Source organism: Promicromonospora sp. NPDC019610, assembly GCF_044389365.1.
In the GTDB taxonomy this organism is placed as follows: Bacteria; Actinomycetota; Actinomycetes; order Actinomycetales; family Cellulomonadaceae; genus Promicromonospora.
The window spans coordinates 526,430-548,867 of record NZ_JBIRXX010000004.1 but is presented as its reverse complement, the minus strand read 5'-3'; the positions used below and the strand labels follow the sequence as shown (position 1 = coordinate 548,867).

The following is a 22,438-nucleotide window of genomic DNA, read 5'->3' as shown; positions in this document are numbered from 1 at the left end:
GTAGCCCGAATAGCCCCTGTACCGACGAAGAACCGAGTTCGGTGCCGAGGCATCAGCCCCTCAGGCACCTTCCACAAGAACGACGCGGAAGATCGCTCCCCTGAACCGGTGCTCCGCCGCAGCCTGGTACTCAGGGCTGTCGTACCAAGCACGCGCTGCGGCCGCCGTCGGGAACTCGATCACTACGACGCCCTCGGGTGCGGTGCCTTCCAGCACCTGCTGTTCGCCATAGGCAGCGAGGATCTTCGCGTCGTGCCCCTCGAACGACTTCCCGACATGCTCCAGGTAGGCGTCGACCTCGGACTGGTCGTGCGTGCTTTCCTTGAAGAACACGACGTAAGCACTCAAGGTGGGGCCCTTTCGAACGGCTTCTGGTGAGGCGTGTCTATGAGGCATCCAGCCCATCAATCCATCTCACGCCTGTGGTCGCCGAGCATAGCGACTGGTCAGAGATGCCGACCGCGTGGCGCCATCACACGACGTCGACCGGAAGCCTGCGGATGTCCACCCGCCGGACGAGTCCTCTCCCAGCATCAGCCCCACCACACCCCACTGATCGCAATCACCACACCGATCAACGCAAGCACCCCGTAGAACGGCAGGATCGACCACGACCTCCAGACGCTCCACCCCGGCAGCCACGCCCTACGCGCGGCCGCCAGCCGGCCCGGCCGCGCACCAGGCCGCCCCGGCACGGCGACACCGGAAGGGTCCAGCGAGAAGGCCCTGACAGGCGCAGCGTTCCGCGCGACAGCGTCGTAGAGCTGCCGGTATTCCCGCTCGACGCGCAGGTAGTTCGCGTCGATGTACATGAGCAGGAGCACGGTAGCCAGCCCGAGCAGCGCCAGGCCGGCGGACCGTTCGGTCACGCCGAACCCGTACAGGGCTGTGACTACCGGGAGCAGCCAGGTCTTCACGTTCGCCGAGGCGCCGGCCATACGGGTCACGACGGCCTGGACGAGCTCGAGATGCTTGCGCCGGTCCTCACCGCTCGGTCCGTCACCCACGGCCACCCCGGTCTGGCATGCCGCGCGCAGCAACGACCATGCCTCGTCCTTCTCGGCCTCCGAGTACCTCGGCCTGGCGGGCCAGATGCGGCCCATCGCATCCCCGGCCCGTCTCGGCACGAGGTGTACGTGCAGGTGAAACACCGTCTGCGTGGCGGCCGCACCGTTCGACTGGATGACGTTGAGGCCTTCGGGACGGAGCGCCTCTCTGACGACGCCGGCGAGCCGCACGCAGACTCGCCCGAGGTAGGCGGCCTCGCTCTCGTCCAGCGCCCAGATGTCCGGTACGTGACGGCGCGGAACGACGAGGACGTGCCCGACGACCGCCGGCTTGGTCGGGAAGAAGGCCACCACGTGTTCGTCCTCGTAGATCACGCGGGCGGCCGGATCGTCCCCGCGAACGATCCTGCAGAACGAGCACCTGTCGGACGTCGTCAAGGTCGGCACCTCTCCGCGCAGGGCAGGACGCGGGCGTCACTGCCGACCGCGTCCCGGATGTCACCTTCGTGACGATCCTTCCAGACGGTTCTCATGGCGGAAACACCTGCCGACTGGTGGTGGCGCCGGACGACGCCGGTCGGGAAGGATGACGGGCACCAGGCATCTCCACCCAGGTCAGAGGAGTGCGATGACGCGGGACGTGTACCAGCTAGCCCAGGTCTTCAACGAGTCGCAGGCGTCGGGCGTCACCTACGTAGCGCCGGCCGAAGCACAACGACTCAAGGGTTCGCTCCTGACGCCGGGAAAGCACGTCACGCTCGTCGGACCGTCCGGGAGCGGCAAGTCGACCGTGGCCGAGCGGGCACTCGCAGCAGCCGAGTTCGACGCGGACCGGGTTCTCTCCTTCAACGCGCGGGCCCACACCAGTGCGCAGAGCATCTTCACCGTCCTGGGCGCCGAGCTCGGCGTCGGGCGGACGGTGAAGGCGGTAGAGCAGCGGCTGCGGGACTTCGACCTGATCAAGATCGAGGACGTCCACCGCCTCTCGCTCAAGGCGCGTACCCAGCTCGCCTCGCGCCTCAAGCTCTGGCACGAGAGCGGCATCCGCCTCTTCATGATCGGGATCGCCAAGACGAGCGACGCCATCCTCGGCCACGACCCGGAGCTCGCGATCCGGAACGACACCTGGTACCTGGGCACGCAGAGCGACACCTTCATGGAAACGCTCATGACCCAGGGGGAACGCGCCCTCAACATCCGGTTCGACGAGGCGAGCCGGGGAGCGGCGATCAGGGCCGCCAGGGGGTCGCCGTCGATCTTCCAGGCGATCTGCCGGGCTGCCTGTGTCGAGGCCGACGTGATGCGGACGGCCGCTGAGCCGCAGCGGGTCCCCATCGACCTCGCCGTCGTCACCCCGCAGATCGCCAAGCAGTTCGACGGTCGCTACATCCGCAGTCTCGTCCACCTGACACAGGGGCGGCGTTCCGTGCATGACGTCTACTTCAAGCTCGTCCAGCGCGCCGCAGCCAGCCCGGGATTCCGCACCGCCTACAAAGAACTGGAGGCCGCAGTCGTCGGAATCGCCGACCCGGCTGACAGAGGCCGGGTCAGGAGTGCGTTCAACCGCGCCATCGACGTCCTCCCGACCTTGATCGAGGAGAGCGGCCTGGACGAGACCTTGACCTACGAGCACCGGACCCTCCGGATCGACGACCCGGCGTTCCGCTTCTACCTCGACCACCTCGACCTCACCCGGGTCAGCTCCGGGGTGGTCCCCCGTCGACGCAAGTACAAGTACGACGTGGCGGTGTCGTTCGCGGGGAACGACCGGCCGGTCGTCGACAAGTTCGTCGAGGTGCTCGAGGACCGGCACATCAAGGTCTTCTACGACTACAACCAGCAGGCGGAACTCTGGGGGAAGGACCTGCGCCGCGGGCTCGCCCGCATCTACGGGGAGCAGGCACAGTTCATGATCATCTGCCTGTCCGACGACTACCCCGAGCGCGACTGGACGACGTTCGAGTACGAGGTCGGACGGAACGCGGCGAGCAAGCGCACCGAGGAATATCTGCTCCCCCTCCTCGTCGGGAACCGGCCACCCATCGTCGGACTGCCCGCGACCTTCGGCTTCCTCAGCCTGCAGGACCAGCCGATGGAGAAGGTCGCGGATTTCGTGCTGGAGAAGCTCGCCGCGGCGCAGGAGATCTCCCCGAACGCCCTGCGGCTACGTCGGACGCCCTGACGTCGACGCCAACCTCACCGGGCCATGAATTCAAGGGCTGCACGCTCAGACCCAAGAACGGTCACCGCGGGGTAGCCCGGTCGTTCACGCCGTCCGCTCCACGTCGGATGAACATGAGCGAACGTGCCGTCATCAAGCCGAACGATCACATCGTCGGTAGCGCTGAAGAACGCCTCCACCCGGACGATGCGTCCATACAGCGGGTGTCCACGACCGATCTCACGCATCAGCTCGTCGAGAACGCCCTGCCGACGTCCATGTGGATCGCCCTCCACACCGAAGCCTTCCCACCCCGGTTCGTCATCGTCGTCGATCAAGGCAGCGCCACCCCTCCCCGGGCAGCCCGGAACGCATGACGCAACTCGTCAGCACGCTGGTACAGCTCTCGGAAGTCCGAAACAGCAGAAGGCGACGCAACAACAGGCGGCGTACCACCGACGTGCGCGATCGCAGCAGCAACCACCTCATACGACCCGTCCCTGCGCGCCGGGTCGCCGATCCACTCCGCGCAGGTCTGCATGGCACCGATCGCCTCGGCACCAGCGAGCAGGGCACTCACGGCGGCAAGCGGGGGCGCCGTCAGCCCGCCGGCAGAGGACGCCATCGCGGTCACGACGTCGTCCTTGATCTCGTCGCCGGGCACCGCCAGCGCAAACCACGTACCCATGACCAAGGGCCGCCACATCCACCCCGAACGGAGCAGCTGGCGCACCTCTTCAAGCGTCACGGTCGCGCTTACCTGCACCAGCTCGTCACGCAGCTCCGGCTCCAGCCCGGCAGCACCGGCAGCCATCATCGGCAGGTAGAACGGCGCCACGAGCCGTTGCTCCAGCTCGCTCAGCGACACCACGACCTCGCCCACTGCGCCGCGCCCTCCTCGACCCACGAGGCCAGATCCGGCACGCCGTCGAAGGTGTACAGGGAGTACTCGGGACAACCCGGCAGGACCGTGACGCCTGACGCGGAATGGTCCGGCGCGAACCAGATGACCTCACCCGTGCGACGGTGCGCGAGGGTGAGGTTCCCGTTCGCCTCGCCGGCGACCGGCACATAGTCGGCCGCCTCGATCGGTATAGGCAGCCCCTCGTCGGCCCACATCCACTCGTACGCGCCGAGCATCTGTTCCACCGACCAGCCGACCGCCTCACGCGTCAGCACGTCGCCGCAGTTGAGCCACCACCACGAGTCAGAGACCACCCCGAAATGCTCGATAATCCCACCCGTGGCGGCCCACACAGCCCGCAACGCCTCCGGCGCGTCCGCGTCGCCGTCCTGCACAGGCGGTCGGCACAACCAGCCCCGACGTTCCGCAGCTGGTCCCCACGCCAACAGCTCGTGATCAACGCCGTCGAGCCGGACCGGCGTAACTGTGGCCGCGGAGAGCAATCCGGCAAGGACAGGCATGCCGACCAGCTCAACCGGTCGATGCGGCTCAGACACACCGACGTCGGCACCCTCCAGGGCGAGCCACGGGCACTGCGCCATCAGCAGGTCGACGTCGCTCACGACCAGATCACGCCGCGCCGAGCAGCCAGTTCAAGTCGACTCACGAGGACCGAGCGTAGCGACGCGCCGACACCCCTGGTGACCAGCACCGACCGCCCTCCGCTCAAAGCCGCAGCCTACGAATCGACAACCGATCCGGGGAGCGCCACCGGCTCCCCCGGCCCCGCCCGCCACACCTGCACCAATACTCCTCGGTCGGCTCCGCCACCACCAGGTCCGGCGCCACCGACCGCCCCCGCGTGTGGACGAGCAGCCGGTACCAGCCCGGTCCCGCCGTCCCGATGCGCGGAACATCCCGATCGTCCTGGCCGAACCCGCCGAGATAAGCCGGCTTGTCCCGGACAAGCACACTGAACTCGGCAACGTCCTCCCATGCAGACACCTCAAGGGCAGGCATCGAACCGACGTCGGACAACTCGACAGAGACCGGTCCCATCGAGATCCCCGTTCGAACGACGGGAGCCCGCTCCAGGTTCGGGAACCCGGCGATAGGCACCCGCCCCTCCGCCAGGTTCTGCCGCCCCGGCCCCATGAGCGCGAACACCGGCATGGAATTCGAGAGCGGTACGCCCACGTCGAGCACCAGCCCTCTGATCAGGCTCGCGTCGCGCGGCGAGAGCCAGGTGACGCCATGCACCTCGAGGCAGGCCTCCTCCACCCGGATCACGTATCTCATCGCCGGCCCCGCCGCCACGGGGTCGGCCACGACGCCGCGGTCCGGTGCATCTCGAGCACGCCCTCGTACACGCCGAAGATCCTCCCACGCCACCCAACGCGAGCCCCAGCCCTCAGGCGGCCACGTCCAGCACCAGCTTCCCCCGAGTCCGACCGCCCTCCCCCACCCGATGCGCCTGCGCGACCTGCTCCAGCGCGAAGACCCGCTCCACCTCGACCCGAACCACACCGGAGTCGACCAGCCCGCCGATCGTCCTCAGAGCAGCGGAATCCGGCTCCACCAGAAACGCGCTGGTCCGCACCCCAGCCCGACGAGCCACAGAAGCAAGCCGCTCGGACACGCCCCCAGGGATCGAGACGACCAACCCGCCACGCCGGGTCACCGCCACCGACCGCGCATCGGTATCGCCATGAGCCCCGACCAGGTCGATCACCACGTCGACCTCGCCGGCGACGTCCTCGAACCGCTGCCGGGTGTAGTCGATCACCTGGTCGGCGCCCAGCTCCTTGAGCCAGGCGTGCTTTGACTCGCTCGCCGTCGCCACGACCTCCGCGCCGAGGTGCCGGGCGAACTGCACCGCCAGGTGCCCGACGCCGCCGGCCGCCGCGTGCACCAGCACCCGCTGCCCCGCCTGCACGCCGGCGGTGTCGACCAGCGCCTGCCACGCGGTGAGCGCGGCGAGGGGCAGGGCAGCGGCCTCGACGTGACCGATCGAGACCGGCTTGCGGGCGAAGTGGCGCGAGGGCGCCGTGACGAACTCGGCGTAGGCACCCGCGGGCCGGGGGAACCAGGGCAACGCGTAGACCTCGTCACCGGGCGCGAGCGTGGTGACGCCGAAGCCCACCTCCTCGACGACGCCGGAGACGTCCCAGCCCAGGATCGCCGGGAACGTCTGCAGGCCGGCCATGCCCTGACCCGCGCGGGTCTTCCAGTCCACGGGGTTGATCCCGGCGGCGTGCACCCGGACCAGCACCTCGGTCGGCAGCGGCTCCGGCCGGGCGACCTGCTCGACGGTCAGCACGTCGGGTCCGCCGAACTCCCTGATGGTGACGGCCCGCATCGTGTCCTCGCTCATGTCCACTCACTCACTGTCCGTTGAAGGTCGATCGCCGGGCCGACGCCCGGCGAGACCCACTCTGGAGCGCGCCGACGGCGTCCGGTGAGTGGCCTGAAGGTCACCTGTCGTACCATTCTGGCCATGCCACATCACGTCGCCGTTCTCGCGCTGGACGGCGTCCTGCCGCTGGACCTGGGCATCCCCGCCCGCGTGTTCAACGAGGCACGCGCCGCCGACGGGACCCCGCTCTACACCGTGAGCACCTTCTCGCCCGGGGGCCGGGCGGTCCGGACGCACGAGGACTTCCGCATCGTCGTCGACCACGACGAGTCGGTGCTGCGGACCGCGGACACCGTGGTGATCGCCACCCAGGAGCCCGGCGAGCACCTGCTCGCGACGGGCACGCTGCCGGACGACCTGGCCGCGCTCCTGGACCAGGTCCGGCCGCAGACCCGCATCGTGAGCCTGTGCACCTCGGCCTTCCTGCTCGCGGCGGCCGGCCTGCTCGACGGCCGGCGGGCCACCACCCACTGGACGCTGTGCGACACCTTCGCCGACCTCTTCCCCGACGTCGAGGTCGATCCGGACGTGCTGTTCGTCGACAACGGGCGCATCCTGACGTCCGCCGGCGGCGTCGCGGGCATCGACCTGTGCCTGCACCTGGTCCGCCGGGACCACGGGGCGGCCGTCGCCGCGGCCGCGGCGCGCCGGTGCGTGGCGGCCCCGTGGCGCGAGGGCGGGCAGGCACAGTTCATCGAGCACGCCGTCCCCCGGGAGACGGACCGTTCGACGTCGGCCACCCGCGAGTGGGCCCTGCGGCGGCTGGCCGAGCCGATCACGCTGGAGGACATGGCGCGGCACGCGCACATGAGCGTGCGCACCTTCACCCGCCGGTTCAGCAGCGAGGCGGGCACCAGCCCGCTCAAGTGGCTGAACCAGCGTCGGCTCGCCCACGCGCGCCTGCTCCTGGAGACGACCGACCTGCCCATCGCCCGGATCGCCGTCGCATGCGGCTTCGGCGACCCGGTCGCGCTGCGCAAGCAGTTCCACACCTCCCTGGGCCTCTCCCCCGTGGCCTACCGTCGGGCCCACAACGCGCCAGACCCGACGGCGCGAGCCGACGTCGTCCTAGGCTCATCACGATGAACGGCCCGACGACCGCCCACGCGCCCCCACCCCGGCAGCCACTGCGCGCCCGCCTGACCGACGCCACCCTCATCGCGATCGCCCTCGCCCTGGCCCTGATCTCCTGGCAGATCCAGACCAACGAGACACCCCAGCTCCCCACGGCCCTTCTCACCGCCGACCGCCTCACCGGCCTCCTCGGCTGCATCGCCCTGTGGTGGCGCCGCAAGTACCCGGTCCAGATCGGCATCGCCCTGGCCGCGGCCAGCGTCTACTCCGAGACGGTCACCGGCGCGGCGATCGTCGCCCTCTTCACGGTCACCCTCCACGGCTCGCTCCGCGCCGCGGCAGCCGTGGCCGCGATCAGCATCACCGCCCTGAGCACCTACCAGCTCCTCTGGCCCGACCAGACAACGCCGCCCCTCACCGTCTTCGTCATCATCGTCCTGGGCCACGCCGCGACCGTTGCCTGGGGCCTGACCATCCGCAACCGACGAGCCCTGCTCACCTCCCTGCGCGAACGCGCAGCGGCGGCCGAGGTCGAGGCGCAGCTCCGCGCCGAGCGCTCCGAGCGCGAGGCCCGCCAGAGCATCGCGCGCGAGATGCACGACGTCCTCGGCCACCGCCTCTCCCTGCTCAGCGTCCACGCCGGCGCCCTCGCCTACGCGCGCACCGCGCCGCCCGACGACGTCGGCCGCGCCGCCGAGGTGGTCCGCGAGAACGCGCACCGCGCCCTCCAGGACCTGCGCGACGTCATCGGCGTGCTCCGCGCCCCCGTCGGAGAGCTGCCGCTACCGGCAGTCCCGGACGTGCTGGAACTCGTCGAAGAGGCCCGCACAGCAGGCACGGAAGTCACCCTCCAGGACGACGCCGGACTCACCACCGGCGAGCGCACCATCCCCGACGTGCAGGGCCGCACGCTCTACCGCATGGTGCAGGAGTCCCTGACCAACGCGCGCAAGCACGCCCCGGGCGCGCCGGTCACGGTTCGCATCAGCGGGCGGCCCGACGACGTCGTCGTCGCCGAGGTGACCAACGCACGCCCGGCCGTCACGCCCCCGTACCCCCAGGGCTCCGGGACCGGACTCCGCGGGCTCGACGAACGCACCCGCCTCGTCAACGGCACCCTCGACCACGGCCCGACCGACCGAGGCGGCTGGCGCGTCCGCCTGCGCCTACCCTGGCCGACGTGACCCAACCCGCATCCGGCGACGAGCCCACCATCACCGTCCTCATCGCCGACGACGACGCCATGGTGCGCTTCGGCCTCAAGATGATGCTCGACGGCGCCCCCGACCTCCGCGTCGTGGCCGAGGCCGGCGACGGCGCCGAGGCGGTCGAGCTGGCCCGCCGTCACCACCCCGACGTCGTGCTGATGGACATCCGCATGCCGGGCACGGACGGCCTCACCGCGACCGAGATCCTGCGCGGTGACTCCCCCGCGCCGCAGGTCATGGTGCTCACGACCTTCGACGCCGACGCCCACGTGCTGCGCGCGCTCCGCGCCGGGGCGGCGGGATTCCTGCTCAAGGACACCCCGCCCGACGAGCTCGTCGTCGCCATCCGGCACGCGGCCCGGGGGCGCCCCGTGCTCTCGCCCGAGGTGACGCGGCGGCTCATCGCCAAGGTCGCGGAGTCGGACGACGACGGCCGCCGCGCCACGGCCCGCGAGCGCCTCGGTGCGCTCGGTGAGCGGGAGCGGGAGGTCGCGATCGAGATCGGGGCGGGGCGGTCGAACGCGGAGATCGCGGCGCGGTTCTTCCTGGGGCTGACGACGGTGAAGACCCATGTGTCGTCGATCCTGGCCAAGCTCGGGCTGAACAACCGGGTCCAGGTGGCGCTGCTGGTGCAGGAGGCGGGGCTCGACTCCCCCGACCGACCGGAATGACCGACCTGCGCGAGGCGGCTCCGACTTCGGTCGGCGGGTCCGGACCCATCGGCCGATAGCCCAGGTCGGACGGCGTTCCTAGGGTCGATCGCATGCCTGGATCAACCCGTTCCCCGCACGCCGCGCTACGCATAGCCGCCGTGCTCGCCGTCGTCTCCCTGGCCGTGTCCGGGTGCGCCTCCGGCGCGGGCGGCGCGCTGACGGCGTCCGCCGCGAGCGGCTCGCCCGCCTCGCCGAGCGCCCCGCCTGCCCTCGAAACGACAGCCCCCACCCCCGCCCCGATCGACTGGGCCGAGTGCGGCCCCAGCCTGGACTGCGCCACCGTCGAGGTCCCGCTGGAGTACTCCGAGCCGGACGGCGAGCAGATCCCGCTCGCCGTGGTGCGGCACCGCGCCACCGACCCCGACCGCCGCATCGGCAGCCTCTTCATCAACCCGGGCGGCCCGGGCGTGCCGGCGTCCGACATGGTCCGGTCCATCGACCCCACCAGCGAGACGAGCCCGTTCTCGCCCGACGTCGTAGCGCGCTTCGACGTCGTCGGCATGGATCCGCGCGGCGTCGGGGAGACGGACGCCGTCCGGTGCCTCACCGACGAGCAGCGGGCCGCGCAGGCGGCCGAGGACCGCGACCCGACCGTCCCGGGCGGCAAGCCGTTCGGCCGGCTGGTCCAGGACGCCCGGACCTTCGACAAGGGCTGCGCCACGCACCAGGACCGGGCGTTCCTGGCGAGTATGTCCACCGACAACGTGGCCCGCGACCTGGACCAGGTGCGCGCCGCGATCGGTGAGGAGCAGATCACGTTCTACGGCGCCTCGTACGGCACGGTGGTCGGCCCCATGTACGCCACGCTGTTCCCCGACCGGGTGCGCCAGATGGTGATCGACGCGCCCGTAGACACCGACCTGTGGCAGAACGACCCGCTCCGCCTGCTCGACGACGTCGCCCGGTCCAACGAGGAGACGCTCGACCTCTGGTTCGAGACGTGCCGCGCCGAGGGCGTGGCGGCGTGCCCCTTCGGGGAGGGCGACCCGGAGGCCGCGTTCGACGCCCTGATCGCCGACCTGGAGCGCGAGCCCCTGCAGGTCCCGCCGGTCGAGGGCCTCACCCCCGGCGGCACGCTCGACGGCGCCATGGCGCTGGAGGGCGTCCGTGCCGCGGCGGGCGTCCGCACGCTGTGGCCGTCGCTCACCGCGGGCCTGCTCGCCGCGCAGCAGGGCAACGGGACGTTCCTGCACTTCCTGGTCTCGAACGTGACGGTCGCGCCGTTCGGCGGACCGTTCGCCACCCTCCAGGAGCCGCACACCGCCGTCCGCTGCGCCGACTGGCCTTCCTTGCGGAACCTGGGCGACCACCGGGCCGCCGCGCGCGAGATCGCGGCCCGCGGCGACCGCCTGGGCAGCCGGGCCGCCTACAGCGCGCTGAACTGCGCGTTCTGGCCGGCCACGAACGAGGACCGCTTCACCGACGAGCTCACCGGCGCCGGCGCCCCGCCGATCCTGGTGGTCGGCGGCGAGGTGGACAACGTGTCCCCGTACCACTGGGCGCAGGCCATGACGGAGCGCCTGGAGGACGCCGTCCTGCTCACCCGGACGGGCGTGGGCCACACCTCGTACCGGACGAGCGGGCCGTGCATCGACTCCGCGGTGGATGCCGCGCTGATCGACGGCGTGCTGCCGGACGACGGGACGGTCTGCGAGGCGGTACCGGCGGGGACGACGCGGGTGCCGGCGGGCGGGTAACCGTCCCGTTCGGGTGGACCTCCCCGGTGCGGTCCACTCCCCCGACACCAGGTCTGCGGTCGGGCGATCGCGACCCGGGCCTGGTCGAGGTCGTGACGGCGCACACAGGGGCGCGGCGTCGGGCCGGGGAAAGACCTGCGCAGCCGAGGGGGTAACGGAGACGTAGCAATGTGACGTCTCCGTTACCCCCTCGGCTGCGCAGGTCTCTCCCCGGTGCTGTCCCGAACGGGAAGCCGGTGTGGTCTCCGACCCGGATCCACCCGATACGGTTCCCGTCGTGTCCGGAACCTTCGACGACGTCGCCAGGCTCGCCCACCAGCACCTCGACGCTGATACCGCCGAGGCGTGGCTTCGCATCGTGCGCCCATCGGTTGCCCTCGTCCCGGCCGAACCGGACGACACCGTCGTCGCCCAGTTGGGTGGGCCGCGACCAGGTTCAACCACGGCCTACGGCTACCAGTCGGAGGCCGGCTCGCGTTCTTCGTGCTGGACAAGAGCGATGACTACGACTTCGCCGATGGCTCTGAGCCGGACAGTTACCAGGTGCTGCACCTCCCGACCGACGGCACGCTCCGCCCGACACCTCCGGGCGCATCGGCTTACGGCGAGCAGACGCTGACCGCCCGGCAAGTCGTCACGGCCCCCGACACCTTCGACCCGGCGCTGCCGATGGCTCTGGGCGTCGACGCCGACGCCGACTACCGGGCCTGGCTGGACCACCCCGTGCAGGCCCCGGAGTTCTCCGACGCCCTTGAGGCCTTGCGTGGCCCGCTCGCCCGACACCAGGTCGGCGGTTGGGCGACTGCGGTCCAGGGCCCGGTCGAGGTCGAGGCGGCGAGCGCAGAGGTCCGCCGTCGTCCGCTCGAACCGGAAGTAGCCACAGCCGACGGGACCGACCCGTGGGTGCTGCTCTTCCAGGTCGACTCCTACGACGGCGCCCAGTGGGGCGACGTCGGCACGCTCTACTGGCTCGCCCACACTGACGACCTCGCGCGCGGCGATCTGTCGAACACCCGGTTCGTCATGCAGAGCTGCTGAGCTGAGCCCCTCAGCCCTCGGAGCGCGACACCTCGTTTGGCACCCATTCGGCAGCGCTTCCCGCTGGCCGAGCCACGCATTCGGCACGCCCACGACGCCGTCCCGGTCACGGAGCCCGGTGTACGCACCCACGATCCCGCCGACGATCGCAGCGGTGGTGTCGACGTCTCCACCGGCCTCGACGCAGGCCTTGACCGCCGCGGGGTAGTCGGTCAGACAGGTGGCCGCGGCCCACAGACAGAACGGGACGGTGTCCTGGGCCGAAACGCGTGACCCGTTCCCGAGCTTCCAGGCGGCCTCGCCCACCGACGCACCGAGCAGGTCGCGCGCGTCGACCACACCCTTGGCCGTCGCGCCGGACAGCAGGTACGGCTCGACACTGTCGATCACCTCGTCCGGTTTCGGGACGACGTTCGCGATCGTCGCACTCGCCACGAACGCCGTCGCCACCGCGACGACCACAGCCCCGGCGATCCCCTCCGGATGCGCGTGGGTCACCTCCGACGCGCGAATCGCCTGCTCTGCGGCGCGGTTCAGGTCACCGGCGAAGTACGCGCCGAGCGGTGGGATGCGCATGGCGGCGCCGTTGCCGAACGACCCGACGGGAAACGCAGCGACGGTGGCCTTCTGCCACGGGACGCCGTCGCGGATCTGACGCAGCACCTGGACAGCGCCGGCGCCGTAACCGCGGTAGGGATCGCTCCGCTGCGCGAAGTCCTGCGCGATCCTGTCGCGGTCGATCTCACCGTTCTGGATCAGCTCCGTGGCGACCGTGCAGGCCATATCGGTGTCGTCGGTCCAGGGCCACGGGCCGGTCGGCACAATCCCATCCCCGAGGAGCAGGGTCGGATCGTTGGTCGGGACGAAGTACTGAGCACCGAGCGCGTCGCCGACCGACAATCCGGCAAGGCTGTCGGCGCACAGTGCGACTCGCTGCTCGGGATGAATGGTCGGGTCAAGGCTGCGTGGCACCCGCAGATCATGTCAGGAGAACGAAGCGACACTCATTCGTAGATGCGGCCAGTTTCGAGAAGTTCACCGACCAGGCCCCAACTCCAAACGACCGGCTGTTCCCCGTCCCACAGGCCGGCGGCACCACATTCCAGCAACGAATGGGGATCGAAGTTGTACCAGCGGTGGCGCGTCTCGGACCAGACGCCGAAAGACCGCATCTCGTCCGCGAGCTGCTTGCCGCGCATCCGGTGCAGCTCCGCAGCCTGGAACCGTATGACTGCACGGGTGTATTCGAGCCCGCCATCGGCGAAGCCATCCTCCGTTGGCCAGCCCGGAGATTTCGCCGAAGCCAGCCAACGTTCATCGAACTCCGGTGCCTCAGCCGTGAAGGCGCTGCTGAGAAGGTCGAAGAACAGCTCCTCGTCCATGGAGCGCATGCTTCGCTGATCGATGAGGCGCGACAACGCGAGCAGATACTGCTCAAGCTCGCGGGCCGGGAGTTCACGGATCTCGGCTCGGAGACGGTTGTAATGCTGTCCGCCGTCGTACTCGTCATCGCGCACTTCGACAGACTCATATCCGGTCACGGCGCGAGACTACCGAAGCAACTCAACACGTCGTCGCCCGTCAGTTCACCAGAGATACAGGTAGCTCTTGACGTCGTCGAGACCGTCGAGCGCCCGGGTGTCCACGTCCACCGGATCCACCTCGGCACGCGCCGCCAAGGAGTGCACCAGCGCGACAGCCTCAGCGCTGAGATGTCCGAACCTTCGCGCGGTGTGTCCCAGACACAGACCGGCCAGCCCGAGCAACGGGCTGCCGGGCACGGCCCGCGTCCCGACCCGCATGCACCAGTGCTCGACGAACTCCCGGTCGTTGTCGTTCAAGGCGCTGCCGACCAGGGCATCCGCCGCCTCTCCCTCATAGGCATGGTCGCCGAGCGCCCGCTCGAGCGTCTCGGCCACCTCGTCGTGCGGCAGTGCCGGAGGGTTGAAGAAGGCCCGATGTACATGCATGCCAGGAGGCTACGGACCTCACGCGGATACACGCGCCCCATTTACCGGAGCACGACTACCCCCGGCCCCCGCACCGTCACGACCACCGCTCCGTCCCGGCCCTCCACAACAGCAGCCTCACCTCCGAGCACCACCCCGGAATCGAGCACCACCTCTGCCGCCCCACCGTCCCGCTCCAAAACCACCGACACCGGCCCCTCCTCCAGCACCAGCACCACATCCACGCGCCCGCCACCCTCAACGGCCGCACGCGTCATCACCACCGCCCCGTCCTGCACCGACACCGACGTCCCAGCCGAGTCGCCCGAGGCCACAGCCGCCTCCGAACGCCGCAGCCCCACCAACTCCCGGTACAGCTCCACCATCCGGCGCCCACTCTCGGACGAAGCCTCGTCCCAGTCCAGCCGAGACGCCTCGAAGGTCGACAACGCCTGCGGATCCGGCACCTCCACATCCGCCCCGTACAACTCCGCCCACCCGTGCCCGCCGAACTCCGCTGCCCGCCCGCGCGAGATCGCCGCCGCGAGCTCCGGCTCCTCGTGGTCCGAGAAGTACTGGAACGGCGTGGTCGCGCCCCACTCCTCGCCCATGAACAGCATCGGCGTGAACGGCCCGAGCAGCACCACCGCCGCGCTGACCGCGAGCGCCCCCGGCGTCAGCACGCGCGACGGCCGGTCGCCGAGCGCCCGGTTGCCCACCTGGTCGTGGTTCTGGGAGCAGACGACGAAGCGGTGCCGGTCCATGTCGGCCGGCACGGGCGCACCCCAGGGCTTGCCGCGGAACGTGGACCAGCCGCCGTCGTGCACGAAGACCCCAGTCAGCGCCTTGGCGAGCGTCTCCGGGGTGCCGAAGTCGACGTAGTACCCCTGCCGCTCGCCGGTCAGGAGGGTGTGCAGGGCGTGGTGGACGTCGTCCGCCCACTGCGCCGTCATGCCGTACCCGGCCCGCCCCTGGAACACCCCACGAGTAGGCGTCACCGTCCGCGGATCGTTCGCGTCCGACTCGGCCACCAGCGACAAGGGCCGCCCAAGTTCAGCAGCAAGAGCAGCAACGGCATCCGACAACTCCGCCAGCACATGCCGCGGCGAGTCGTCCACGAGCGCGTGCACTGCGTCCAGCCGCAGCGCGTCGACGTGGAAGTCGCGGAACCACCGCAGCGCCTTCTCGATCACGAACGCCCGCACCTCGGCGGAGCCGTCGCCGTCGAGGTTCACGGCCGCGCCCCACGGCGTCTGGTGCTGGTCGGTGAAGTACGGGCCGAACTCGCCGAGGTAGTTGCCGGAGGGTCCGAGGTGGTTGTCGACGACGTCGAGGCAGACGGCGATCCCGCGGGCGTGCGCGGCGTCGGCGAAGCGCTGGAGCGCCGCCGGCCCGCCGTAGGGCTCGTGCACGGCCCAGAGCGCGACGCCGTCGTACCCCCAGCCGTGGTGCCCGCCGAACGCGGCCAGCGGCATGAGCTCGACCATGTCGACGCCGAGGTCGGCGAGGTGGTCGAGGCGCCCGACGGCGGCGTCGAGCGTGCCCTCGGGCGTGAACGTCCCGACGTGCAGCTCGTAGACGACGGCGCCGCGCACGTCGCGCCCGGCCCAGCCGCCGTCGGCCCACGAATGAGCACGCGCGTCGAAGGTGCGCGACGGGCCGTGCACCCCGGTGGGTTGCCACGGGCTGCGCGGGTCGGGGCGCGGCGGTCCGCCGTCGAGCGAGAAGGCGTAGTCGGTGCCGGGCGGCAACTCGCGCGGAGACGCCCACCACCCGCCGACGTCGGCCACCATCGGCAGCGTCGCGCCGGTCGCCGGCAGCACGAGGTCGACACGGGGCGCAAACGGCGCCCAGAACCGCAGCGGCGCCGTCATGCCGGCTCCGCCACGAGCAGCGCCACCGGCCACGACCCCAGCAGGTCCGCGAGCCGCACCGTCCCGCCGGCAAACAACGACCCGGTCAGCACCGACCGCCACCCCGTCCCCGGATCCGGCTCCGGCAGCACGACCGAGGCCTCACCCAGCCCGGAAGCATCCCCCAGCCGCGTCGCGACGACGGCCACCCGCGGCCCATCGGCGTCGAGCCGGACGAACCCGGCCGCCCGCCCCGTCGTCACCGGCAACGGCTCGTACCCGGCCTCCTCGCCCACGAACGCCGAAGGATGCGCCCGCCGCACCCGCAGCGCGGCGGCGGTCAGCACCAGCTTCTCCTCGGCGAGCCCCACCGGCGTCCGCCCGGCATCCAGCGACTCCAGCACGGAAGCAAGTCCTTCCAGGTCGACGGGCCGCCGGTTGTCCGGGTCCACGAGCGAGGTCCCGGTGACCTCGGTGCCCTGGTAGACGTCGGCGACGCCCGGCACCGTGAGCTGGAGCAGCTTGGTCGCGAGCACCGACCGCCGGACGGTCGGCGTCACCTGCTCGACCCAGTCGGTCAGTCCGGCGACCACCTCGGGGTGGGACAGCAGCCCCGTCGCGTACTCCACCAGACCGGCTTCGCGATCGAGGTCCGGCGCCGTCCACGTGGTCCACGCCTTCTGCTCCCGCGACGCCTTGACCAGGTACGCGGCCAGCCGTTCAGCCTCGATCGGCCCGTCCGCGGTCCACGTCCCGGCGAGCGTCTGCCACAGCAGGTTCTCGGTCCGCCCGTCGAGGTCCACCGGCCGCGCGTCCGCCGTCGCCTCCCGCAGCCGCCGCACCAGCCCGATCCAGTCGTCCGCGTGCGACGAAACCGCCCCGATCCGGGACCGCACGTCCTCGCCCCGCTTGCTGTCGTGCGTGGAGCCGGCGGTCATCGTCGCGGGCCACGACTCGGCCAGGTGCCGCGCGTGCTCGTGCAGCTCGTCGGGCCCCACCCCGAAGCGCGAGGGCGCCCCGCCTACCTCGCACAGGCTGACCAGGTGGGTCCACCGGTAGTACGCGGTGTCCTCCACGCCCTTGGCCATGACGGCGCCGCACACCTGCGGGAACCGGACGACGAGCTCGGCGCGCCGCTCCTCGTCCCGCCGGCCCGCGGAGCCGGCCTCGCGCCCGAGCACCAGGTCGACCACGAGGTCCAGCGTGTCGTGCCGGTCCGGGTCGAGCCGCGAGCGGGCGACGTCGGCCGCCTCCCGCACCACGCGCTCCGCCTCGGGCGGAGCCTCCTCCCCCGGCACGACGTACGCGCGGTACCGGCCGAACGCGACGACCAGCTCGACCACGCAGTCCTGCAGCGACCGGAACGTGTGGTCGCGCAGCCGCACGTCCTCGCGGCAGATGTCGGCGAGCATGGTGGTCAGCAGGTGGATCTCCGCGTACAGGGAGGTCTCGACGATCTGCCGCTTGGCCTGCTCGATCACGTCGTCCAGACTCGTCTGCTCGCCGGTCAGCTCCTGCCTCAGGGCCGCGAGCGGGGCGGCACCGTCGGGATCGACCTGGAGGGCGTGCAGTCGCCAGGCGGTGTCGTAGCCCGTGGTCCCGGCGACGGGCCAGTCGTCGGGCAGCGCCTCACCCTCCTCCAGGATCTTCTCGGCCACGACCCACGCCCCGCCGGTCGCCTCGTGCAGCCGGCGCAGGTACCCGCGCGGATCCGCGAGCCCGTCGGGGTGGTCGATCCGGAAGGCGTCGATCACGCCCGCGTCGAAGAGCTCGAACAGCAGGGCGTGCGTGGCGTCGAAGACGTCGGCGTCCTCCACGCGGATGCCCGCCAGAGTGCCGACATCGAAGAAGCGCCGGTAGTTGAGCTCCTCGTCGGCCACCCGCCAGTACGCGAGCCGGTAGTGCTGCCGACCCACCAGCTCCGCGAGCGGCAGGTCCTCGGTCTCGGGCCGCACGGGGAACAGGTGGTCGTAGTACCGCAGCACGGGCTGGGCCCCGCCCTCGCCGGGACCGTGGTCGTCCCCGGGCACGACGACGTGGTCGAGCGCGAGCTCCCCCGCGGCCAGCACCGTGCCGATGCGCGCGCCGAGCACCGGCATGAGGAGTCCCTCGCCCTCGGCCAGGCCGACGTCGAACCAGGTCGCGTACGGCGACTCGGGTCCGTGCTTGAGCACCGACCACAGCGCCCGGTTGTGCCAGGCGGGCGTGGGCACGGCCATGTGGTTGGGCACGACGTCGACGACGACGCCCATCCCGCGCGCGTGCGCCGCCGCCGCGAGTCGTTCGAGCCCTTCCCGACCGCCCATGACGTCGCTGATCCGGGTGTGGTCCACGACGTCGTACCCGTGCCGCGAACCCGGCGCGGCCTGCAGCACCGGCGACAGGTACAGGTCCGTGACACCGAGGGTGTCGAGGTACGGGAGGGCCTTCTCGGCGTCGGCGAACGTGAGGTCGGGACCGAGCTGCAACCGGTAGGTGCTCACCGGGGTGCGCCGGCCGGGTCCAGGGAGATGGGAATGCACTGTGCCTCCGTCGCTCGGTGGTCGTCCGGCCGTCCCGCGTGCTCCACACAATGGCTGATCACGGGGTATATCGCCAGGCCACCGGGTGAATCTCTCATCCTGGTCTCACGTACTTCTCATGATGGCCTGGAAGCGTGGTCCTTCCGCCCGACGGAAGGAACGGACCGCATGTCCAAGCTCACGAACATGATCGGCCTGGCCAAGAAGATGCTCGACTCCCAGAACGGGCAGCAGCAACAGGGCGCGCCCCAGCACCGCCCGGGTGCGGCGGGAGCCACCGACGCCGACCGCCAGGCGATCGCCCGCTACGACTACCTCATGCAGACCGCCGACCCGCACCAGATCGAGCGGATCCACGCCGAGTCCTTCGCGCGTCTGACGCCGGCGCAGCGCCAGGAGGTGCTGCAGCGCATGCAGACCGAGCTCCCGCCGCACGAGCAGCCACGCTCCGCCGACCCCCGCGAGCTGTCCGTCGCGGCCGCCCGGACCGAGGCCCGCCGACCGGGCTCCATGCGCTCCGTGCTCGCCAAGGTCGGCACGGGCGGCGCCGTCGCCGGGGTCGCCGTGGGCGCGGTCGGCATCCTGGGCGCCGTCGCGGCCGGCGCGATCGTGAGCAGCGTCGCCGGCCCGATCCTGGAGAACGCGGCGAACCTCGGGGTCGACTTCGAGTCGCTCGCGGCGGGCGTCGACGTCGAGGGCCTGACGGCGGCCGCCGGCGAGCTCGGCACCGGCGCCCTGGGCGAGGCCGCTGCCGGTGTCGAGGAGTACGGGGCGGGCCTGAGCGACGCCGCCGCCGGCGTCGAGGGCTTCGGCGCCGACGCCCTCGGCCAGGCGACCTCGGGCGTCGAGGACCTCGCCGGCACGGCCGAGGGCGCGGTCTCCGGCGTCGAAGACCAGGTCTCGGAGGCCCGCCAGTCGCTCACGGACATCGCCGAGAAGTTCGACCCGCGCAACTTCTTCTAGGACGCACCAGCTTCCAGGCCGTACCAGCGCGACGACGATGGATCGTTTCCGGACGTCGTCGCGCTGGTGTCGCCCCGCCTAGACGGTGACGACGACCTTCCCTCCGGAGCGTCGCCCGGACTCGAAATACCGGTGCGCGTCCGCGACGTCCGCGAGGTCGAACACCGCGTCGACGGCCGGGGTGAGGGCGCCGAGCCGCACGCCGGCGCTCAGGAAGGCGGCCATCCGCCGCACGACCACGGGATCTGTCGTGTGCTCGAAGCTCCGGTACGGACCGGTCACCCGGACCCGGTCGGCCGGTTGCGGCGTGGGGCGCGCGTCGAGAAAGCCGGCCGGGACCAGAACGCCGCCGCGTCGGGTCGCCTCGACAAGGTCGCGCTGCCCCGGCCCCGTCACGAGGTCGAGAGTGATGTCAGCCCCCGCACCATCGGTATGACGACGGGTCGCTTCCACGAGGTCCTCACGATCGGTGGCGACGACGGCGCCTGCGCCGGCGGCGAGCAGCTCGTCGGCTGCCGCCGCGCGGCGGGTGACCGCGATGGGCACCGCGCCGATCTGGTTCGCGATCTGGATCGCCGCCCGGCCGACGCCGCCGGAGGCCGCCGTGACGAGGACGCGGTCGGCGGGCCGCATCCCCGCCGTCTCGAACAGGGCACCGTAGGCGGTGGAGTACGCGACCCAGACCGCCGCCGACTCCACGGCTCCGAGACCGGCCGGACGTGCCATGACCTGGTTCGCGGGAACCGTCGTGTACTCGGCATAGCTGCCGCGGACGTGGGCGTCCGGCACGGCCGTCAGGATCACCGGATCCCCGACGCCCCACGAGTCGACGCCGGCGCCCACCGCGTCGATGACACCGGTGCCCTCGACGCCGAGGCGTGCGTGAGGTAGTGGAGCCTGCATCGGCGGTACGCCCGCTCGCGTCATGATGTCGAGCGGGTTGACCGCGAAGGCTTCGATCCTGACCCGCACCTCTCCGGGCCCGGGTTCGACGGCGGGTTCGTCGACGATGTGCAGGACGTCCGGGCCGCCCACCACGTCGAACACGACGACACGTGGCATGGTTCCTCCTTCGTTCGTTCCAGTGCTGCTCCGGACGACGCTACGGATCGCTGAGTTACCCACTGGTACCTTGTGACGTCATGCAGGACTCCGGAGGATCCGCGTTCCTCGCCGACTGCCCGACCCGCCTGGCGGTCGAGGTCATCTCCGACAAGTGGGCCGTGCTGGTGCTGTTCGGACTGAGCACCCGCACCCGGCGCCACGGCGAGCTCGTCGACCTCATCGGCGGCATCTCGCGCAAGGTCCTGACCCAGACGCTCCGCCGTCTGCAGGACTACGGCCTGGTGGAACGGCATGCCCCGACGCGGCGGCAGGTCGCCTACAGCCTGACCCCGCTCGGCCGAACCCTGATCGAGCCCATCGAGGTCCTCACGGACTGGGCCAGGGATCACGGGGAGGCCGTCGCCGACTTCCGCGACGCCGCCGAAGCCGCACGCGCGGCCGCCGTACGCGCGGCCGCCGTACTCCCTGCGAGCTAAGCACTCGTTCCGGCCGCCTGCGCCGCTCTGATCGCCGACGCGAAGTCGGGAGCGACCCCGAGCTGAGCGAGCCACAGATTCGCTGCGTTGTAGCAGTTGAAGGTCTCGATCTTTCCGTCCCGGAGATGCCAGAGATCCGCCGTCGGCACGTCGATGCGGCGACCGGTCGGCGGGATCTCGCCGACCGGCGTCGGGAACCCACCGAGATGCGTCCCCTGAATACGCAGCTCGACGGCGACGACATCACCCATCGCGTGCACGCCGGCCAGCTCGCGGTGGATGTCGGGAAACGCAGTGGCGAGACCAGCCAGCGCCTCGGGAATCTCGTCGCCTCGGAAGGTCAGCCCGTTCGGTACGTCGTTGAACGTACCGTCCTCGGTGAACAAGGCGCGGAATCCACGTCCGTCGAGGACGTCCCCTTCCGCCAGCCGGTAGGCCTCGCGCACAACCTCTTCGCTCTTCGTCATCTGGACTCCTTCTTGATGCCGGGCTCGTCACGACCCGCCACCGGGCTGCACATGCAACCCGGAGACGCAGTCCTGGTCAGGGGAAGACCTGCACCTCGCCGCCGTCCACGAACAGCTCGCTGCCGGTCATGAAGCTGGACTGGTCAGAGGCCAGGAAGAGGACGGCGTTCGCGATCTCGGCGGGATCAGCGGTTCGTCCCAGGGGTGTGCTGCCGGCCATGCCGTCGAGCATTGCGCCCGCCTGCTCCGGACTCGCCGCGAGGCCACGGAGCCCGGGGGTGTCGGTGGGGCCCGGCACCACGGTGTTCACGCGCAGACCACGGGGAGCGAGCTCTGCCGCCCAGACCCGGCTGAACTGCCGCAGTGCCGCCTTGGTGGCGGAGTAGACGCCGAAACCGGGGACGCCGCGGCTCGCCGAGCTCGAGCCGGTGAGCACGATGCTGCCGCCACCGTTCAGCAGCGGGAGGGCCTTCTGCACCGTGAAGGCGGTGCCTCTCACGTTGATCCCGAAGGTGTGGTCGAAGGCCTCGGGGGTGAGCGAGTCCAGGGGCTGGTCCGCCTCGCCGCCACCGGCGTTGGCGAAGAGGACGTCGAGCCGGTTCCCGTCGTCCGCGATCCGGCGGAAGAGGCTGTCGAGGTCGGCCAGATCGGAGACGTCGTTACGGATCGCGATCGCCTGGTCGCCGAGCGCCTGGGCGGCGGCCTCGAGCTCCCGCTCGCGGCGTCCGGTCATGTAGACGAGCGCGCCCTCGGCCACGAAGCGCTCGGCGGTTGCGAGCCCGATGCCCGTGCTCGCGCCGGTGATCAGGGCGGTCTTGTCGGTCAGCTGACCCATGGGTGTTCATCCTCCGTAGCTAGGTGCAGGCAGCACCGGACTGGTGGTCCAGACACGGTCGCACTCGCCAGGCGAGCATTCTTGACCGTT

22 protein-coding genes and 1 pseudogene are annotated in these 22,438 nt (G+C 71.1%); 8 read left to right on the top strand and 15 right to left on the bottom strand.

Annotation, left to right across the window (positions count from 1 at the left end):
- Positions 1–60: 60 nt before the first annotated feature.
- Positions 61–348, bottom strand: a complete 288-nt coding sequence (locus ACH45N_RS27440) for a DUF1330 domain-containing protein (RefSeq protein ID WP_397399375.1) — start codon at positions 346–348, stop codon at positions 61–63.
- 185 nt (positions 349–533) lie between these two features.
- Positions 534–1,454 (bottom strand): HIT family protein, encoded by a 921-nt coding sequence (locus ACH45N_RS27435; RefSeq protein ID WP_397399373.1) that lies wholly within the window; start codon positions 1,452–1,454, stop codon positions 534–536.
- Positions 1,455–1,635: 181 nt separating this feature from the next.
- Between ACH45N_RS27435 and ACH45N_RS27430 the strand changes: the two genes are divergently transcribed.
- Positions 1,636–3,189 (top strand): TIR domain-containing protein, encoded by a 1,554-nt coding sequence (locus ACH45N_RS27430; RefSeq protein ID WP_397399371.1) that lies wholly within the window; start codon positions 1,636–1,638, stop codon positions 3,187–3,189.
- Between the two features lie 14 nt (positions 3,190–3,203).
- Here ACH45N_RS27430 and ACH45N_RS27425 read toward each other — a convergent pair whose 3' ends face one another.
- The 5 genes from ACH45N_RS27425 to ACH45N_RS27405 form a co-directional block, all read right to left on the bottom strand.
- Entirely contained in the window at positions 3,204–3,506 is a 303-nt protein-coding gene (locus ACH45N_RS27425) for a hypothetical protein (protein ID WP_397399369.1), read from the bottom strand.
- Positions 3,503–4,051, bottom strand: coding sequence for a hypothetical protein (locus ACH45N_RS27420; protein WP_397399367.1), 549 nt, complete (start codon positions 4,049–4,051; stop codon positions 3,503–3,505). Before ACH45N_RS27420 ends, ACH45N_RS27425 begins: the two co-directional genes overlap by 4 nt.
- Entirely contained in the window at positions 4,027–4,695 is a 669-nt protein-coding gene (locus ACH45N_RS27415; RefSeq protein ID WP_397399365.1) for a hypothetical protein, read from the bottom strand. The genes ACH45N_RS27420 and ACH45N_RS27415 overlap by 25 nt, the downstream gene beginning before the upstream one ends.
- A gap of 103 nt (positions 4,696–4,798) precedes the next feature.
- Complete coding sequence (locus ACH45N_RS27410) at positions 4,799–5,371, bottom strand: hypothetical protein (protein WP_397399363.1); 573 nt, start codon at positions 5,369–5,371, stop codon at positions 4,799–4,801.
- A 112-nt stretch (positions 5,372–5,483) separates the two neighbouring features.
- Entirely contained in the window at positions 5,484–6,446 is a 963-nt protein-coding gene (locus tag ACH45N_RS27405) for an NADP-dependent oxidoreductase (protein ID WP_397399361.1), read from the bottom strand.
- A gap of 123 nt (positions 6,447–6,569) precedes the next feature.
- On the opposite strand from ACH45N_RS27405, the gene ACH45N_RS27400 reads away from it, so the two are divergent.
- The 5 genes from ACH45N_RS27400 (at position 6,570) to ACH45N_RS27380 (ending at position 12,218) form a co-directional block, all read left to right on the top strand.
- Positions 6,570–7,574, top strand: coding sequence for a GlxA family transcriptional regulator (locus ACH45N_RS27400; RefSeq protein ID WP_397399359.1), 1,005 nt, complete (start codon positions 6,570–6,572; stop codon positions 7,572–7,574).
- Complete coding sequence (locus tag ACH45N_RS27395; RefSeq protein WP_397399357.1) at positions 7,571–8,746, top strand: sensor histidine kinase; 1,176 nt, start codon at positions 7,571–7,573, stop codon at positions 8,744–8,746. The genes ACH45N_RS27400 and ACH45N_RS27395 overlap by 4 nt, the downstream gene beginning before the upstream one ends.
- A complete protein-coding gene (locus ACH45N_RS27390) occupies positions 8,743–9,441 on the top strand; it encodes a response regulator (RefSeq protein WP_397399355.1) in 699 nt (232 codons plus the stop codon). Before ACH45N_RS27395 ends, ACH45N_RS27390 begins: the two co-directional genes overlap by 4 nt.
- A gap of 92 nt (positions 9,442–9,533) precedes the next feature.
- Positions 9,534–11,180, top strand: a complete 1,647-nt coding sequence (locus tag ACH45N_RS27385; protein WP_397399353.1) for an alpha/beta hydrolase — start codon at positions 9,534–9,536, stop codon at positions 11,178–11,180.
- A 345-nt stretch (positions 11,181–11,525) separates the two neighbouring features.
- Positions 11,526–12,218: a DUF1963 domain-containing protein gene (locus ACH45N_RS27380; RefSeq protein WP_397399516.1), complete on the top strand. Its 693-nt coding sequence runs from the start codon at positions 11,526–11,528 to the stop codon at positions 12,216–12,218.
- A gap of 123 nt (positions 12,219–12,341) precedes the next feature.
- Here the strand turns inward: ACH45N_RS27380 and ACH45N_RS27375 are convergent.
- From ACH45N_RS27375 to treY, 5 genes and pseudogenes are all read right to left on the bottom strand, one after another.
- Positions 12,342–13,190 (bottom strand): annotated as a pseudogene (locus tag ACH45N_RS27375) (ADP-ribosylglycohydrolase family protein); the annotation flags it as partial.
- A gap of 32 nt (positions 13,191–13,222) precedes the next feature.
- Positions 13,223–13,759: a hypothetical protein gene (locus ACH45N_RS27370; protein ID WP_397399351.1), complete on the bottom strand. Its 537-nt coding sequence runs from the start codon at positions 13,757–13,759 to the stop codon at positions 13,223–13,225.
- Between the two features lie 45 nt (positions 13,760–13,804).
- Entirely contained in the window at positions 13,805–14,188 is a 384-nt protein-coding gene (locus ACH45N_RS27365; RefSeq protein WP_397399349.1) for a hypothetical protein, read from the bottom strand.
- 41 nt (positions 14,189–14,229) lie between these two features.
- Positions 14,230–16,041: a malto-oligosyltrehalose trehalohydrolase gene (gene treZ / locus ACH45N_RS27360; protein WP_397399347.1), complete on the bottom strand. Its 1,812-nt coding sequence runs from the start codon at positions 16,039–16,041 to the stop codon at positions 14,230–14,232.
- Positions 16,038–18,542, bottom strand: a complete 2,505-nt coding sequence (gene treY / locus ACH45N_RS27355; RefSeq protein ID WP_397399345.1) for a malto-oligosyltrehalose synthase — start codon at positions 18,540–18,542, stop codon at positions 16,038–16,040. Before treY ends, treZ begins: the two co-directional genes overlap by 4 nt.
- 168 nt (positions 18,543–18,710) lie before the next feature.
- Here treY and ACH45N_RS27350 point away from each other — a divergent pair, with 168 nt between their 5' ends.
- Positions 18,711–19,505: a hypothetical protein gene (locus ACH45N_RS27350; RefSeq protein ID WP_397399343.1), complete on the top strand. Its 795-nt coding sequence runs from the start codon at positions 18,711–18,713 to the stop codon at positions 19,503–19,505.
- Between the two features lie 78 nt (positions 19,506–19,583).
- Here the strand turns inward: ACH45N_RS27350 and ACH45N_RS27345 are convergent, their stop codons facing one another.
- Entirely contained in the window at positions 19,584–20,567 is a 984-nt protein-coding gene (locus tag ACH45N_RS27345; protein WP_397399341.1) for a zinc-dependent alcohol dehydrogenase family protein, read from the bottom strand.
- 80 nt (positions 20,568–20,647) lie between these two features.
- On the opposite strand from ACH45N_RS27345, the gene ACH45N_RS27340 reads away from it, so the two are divergent.
- Positions 20,648–21,046, top strand: coding sequence for a winged helix-turn-helix transcriptional regulator (locus tag ACH45N_RS27340; RefSeq protein ID WP_397399339.1), 399 nt, complete (start codon positions 20,648–20,650; stop codon positions 21,044–21,046).
- Here the strand turns inward: ACH45N_RS27340 and ACH45N_RS27335 are convergent.
- Together ACH45N_RS27335 and ACH45N_RS27330 are read right to left on the bottom strand one after the other, a co-directional pair.
- Positions 21,043–21,513: an ester cyclase gene (locus ACH45N_RS27335; protein ID WP_397399337.1), complete on the bottom strand. Its 471-nt coding sequence runs from the start codon at positions 21,511–21,513 to the stop codon at positions 21,043–21,045. The two genes, ACH45N_RS27340 and ACH45N_RS27335, sit on opposite strands and share 4 nt — an antisense overlap.
- Before the next feature lie 76 nt (positions 21,514–21,589).
- Positions 21,590–22,348 carry an SDR family NAD(P)-dependent oxidoreductase gene (locus ACH45N_RS27330; RefSeq protein ID WP_397399335.1) on the bottom strand — a complete coding sequence of 253 codons (759 nt, stop codon included), beginning with the start codon at positions 22,346–22,348 and terminating at the stop codon, positions 21,590–21,592.
- Positions 22,349–22,438: the final 90 nt, after the last annotated feature.

Excerpts from the sequence above, each read along its gene's own strand:
- ACH45N_RS27430 (WP_397399371.1), top strand. The coding sequence starts at position 1,636 with ATGACGCGGGACGTGTACCAGCTAGCCCAGGTCTTCAACGAGTCGCAG.
- ACH45N_RS27410 (WP_397399363.1), bottom strand. The coding sequence starts at position 5,371 with ATGAGATACGTGATCCGGGTGGAGGAGGCCTGCCTCGAGGTGCATGGC.
- ACH45N_RS27405 (WP_397399361.1), bottom strand. The coding sequence starts at position 6,446 with ATGAGCGAGGACACGATGCGGGCCGTCACCATCAGGGAGTTCGGCGGA.
- ACH45N_RS27400 (WP_397399359.1), top strand. The coding sequence starts at position 6,570 with ATGCCACATCACGTCGCCGTTCTCGCGCTGGACGGCGTCCTGCCGCTG.
- ACH45N_RS27395 (WP_397399357.1), top strand. The coding sequence starts at position 7,571 with ATGAACGGCCCGACGACCGCCCACGCGCCCCCACCCCGGCAGCCACTG.
- ACH45N_RS27385 (WP_397399353.1), top strand. The coding sequence starts at position 9,534 with ATGCCTGGATCAACCCGTTCCCCGCACGCCGCGCTACGCATAGCCGCC.
- ACH45N_RS27365 (WP_397399349.1), bottom strand. The coding sequence starts at position 14,188 with ATGCATGTACATCGGGCCTTCTTCAACCCTCCGGCACTGCCGCACGAC.
- treZ (WP_397399347.1), bottom strand. The coding sequence starts at position 16,041 with ATGACGGCGCCGCTGCGGTTCTGGGCGCCGTTTGCGCCCCGTGTCGAC.
- ACH45N_RS27350 (WP_397399343.1), top strand. The coding sequence starts at position 18,711 with ATGTCCAAGCTCACGAACATGATCGGCCTGGCCAAGAAGATGCTCGAC.
- ACH45N_RS27345 (WP_397399341.1), bottom strand. The coding sequence starts at position 20,567 with ATGCCACGTGTCGTCGTGTTCGACGTGGTGGGCGGCCCGGACGTCCTG.
- ACH45N_RS27340 (WP_397399339.1), top strand. The coding sequence starts at position 20,648 with ATGCAGGACTCCGGAGGATCCGCGTTCCTCGCCGACTGCCCGACCCGC.
- ACH45N_RS27335 (WP_397399337.1), bottom strand. The coding sequence starts at position 21,513 with ATGACGAAGAGCGAAGAGGTTGTGCGCGAGGCCTACCGGCTGGCGGAA.
- ACH45N_RS27330 (WP_397399335.1), bottom strand. The coding sequence starts at position 22,348 with ATGGGTCAGCTGACCGACAAGACCGCCCTGATCACCGGCGCGAGCACG.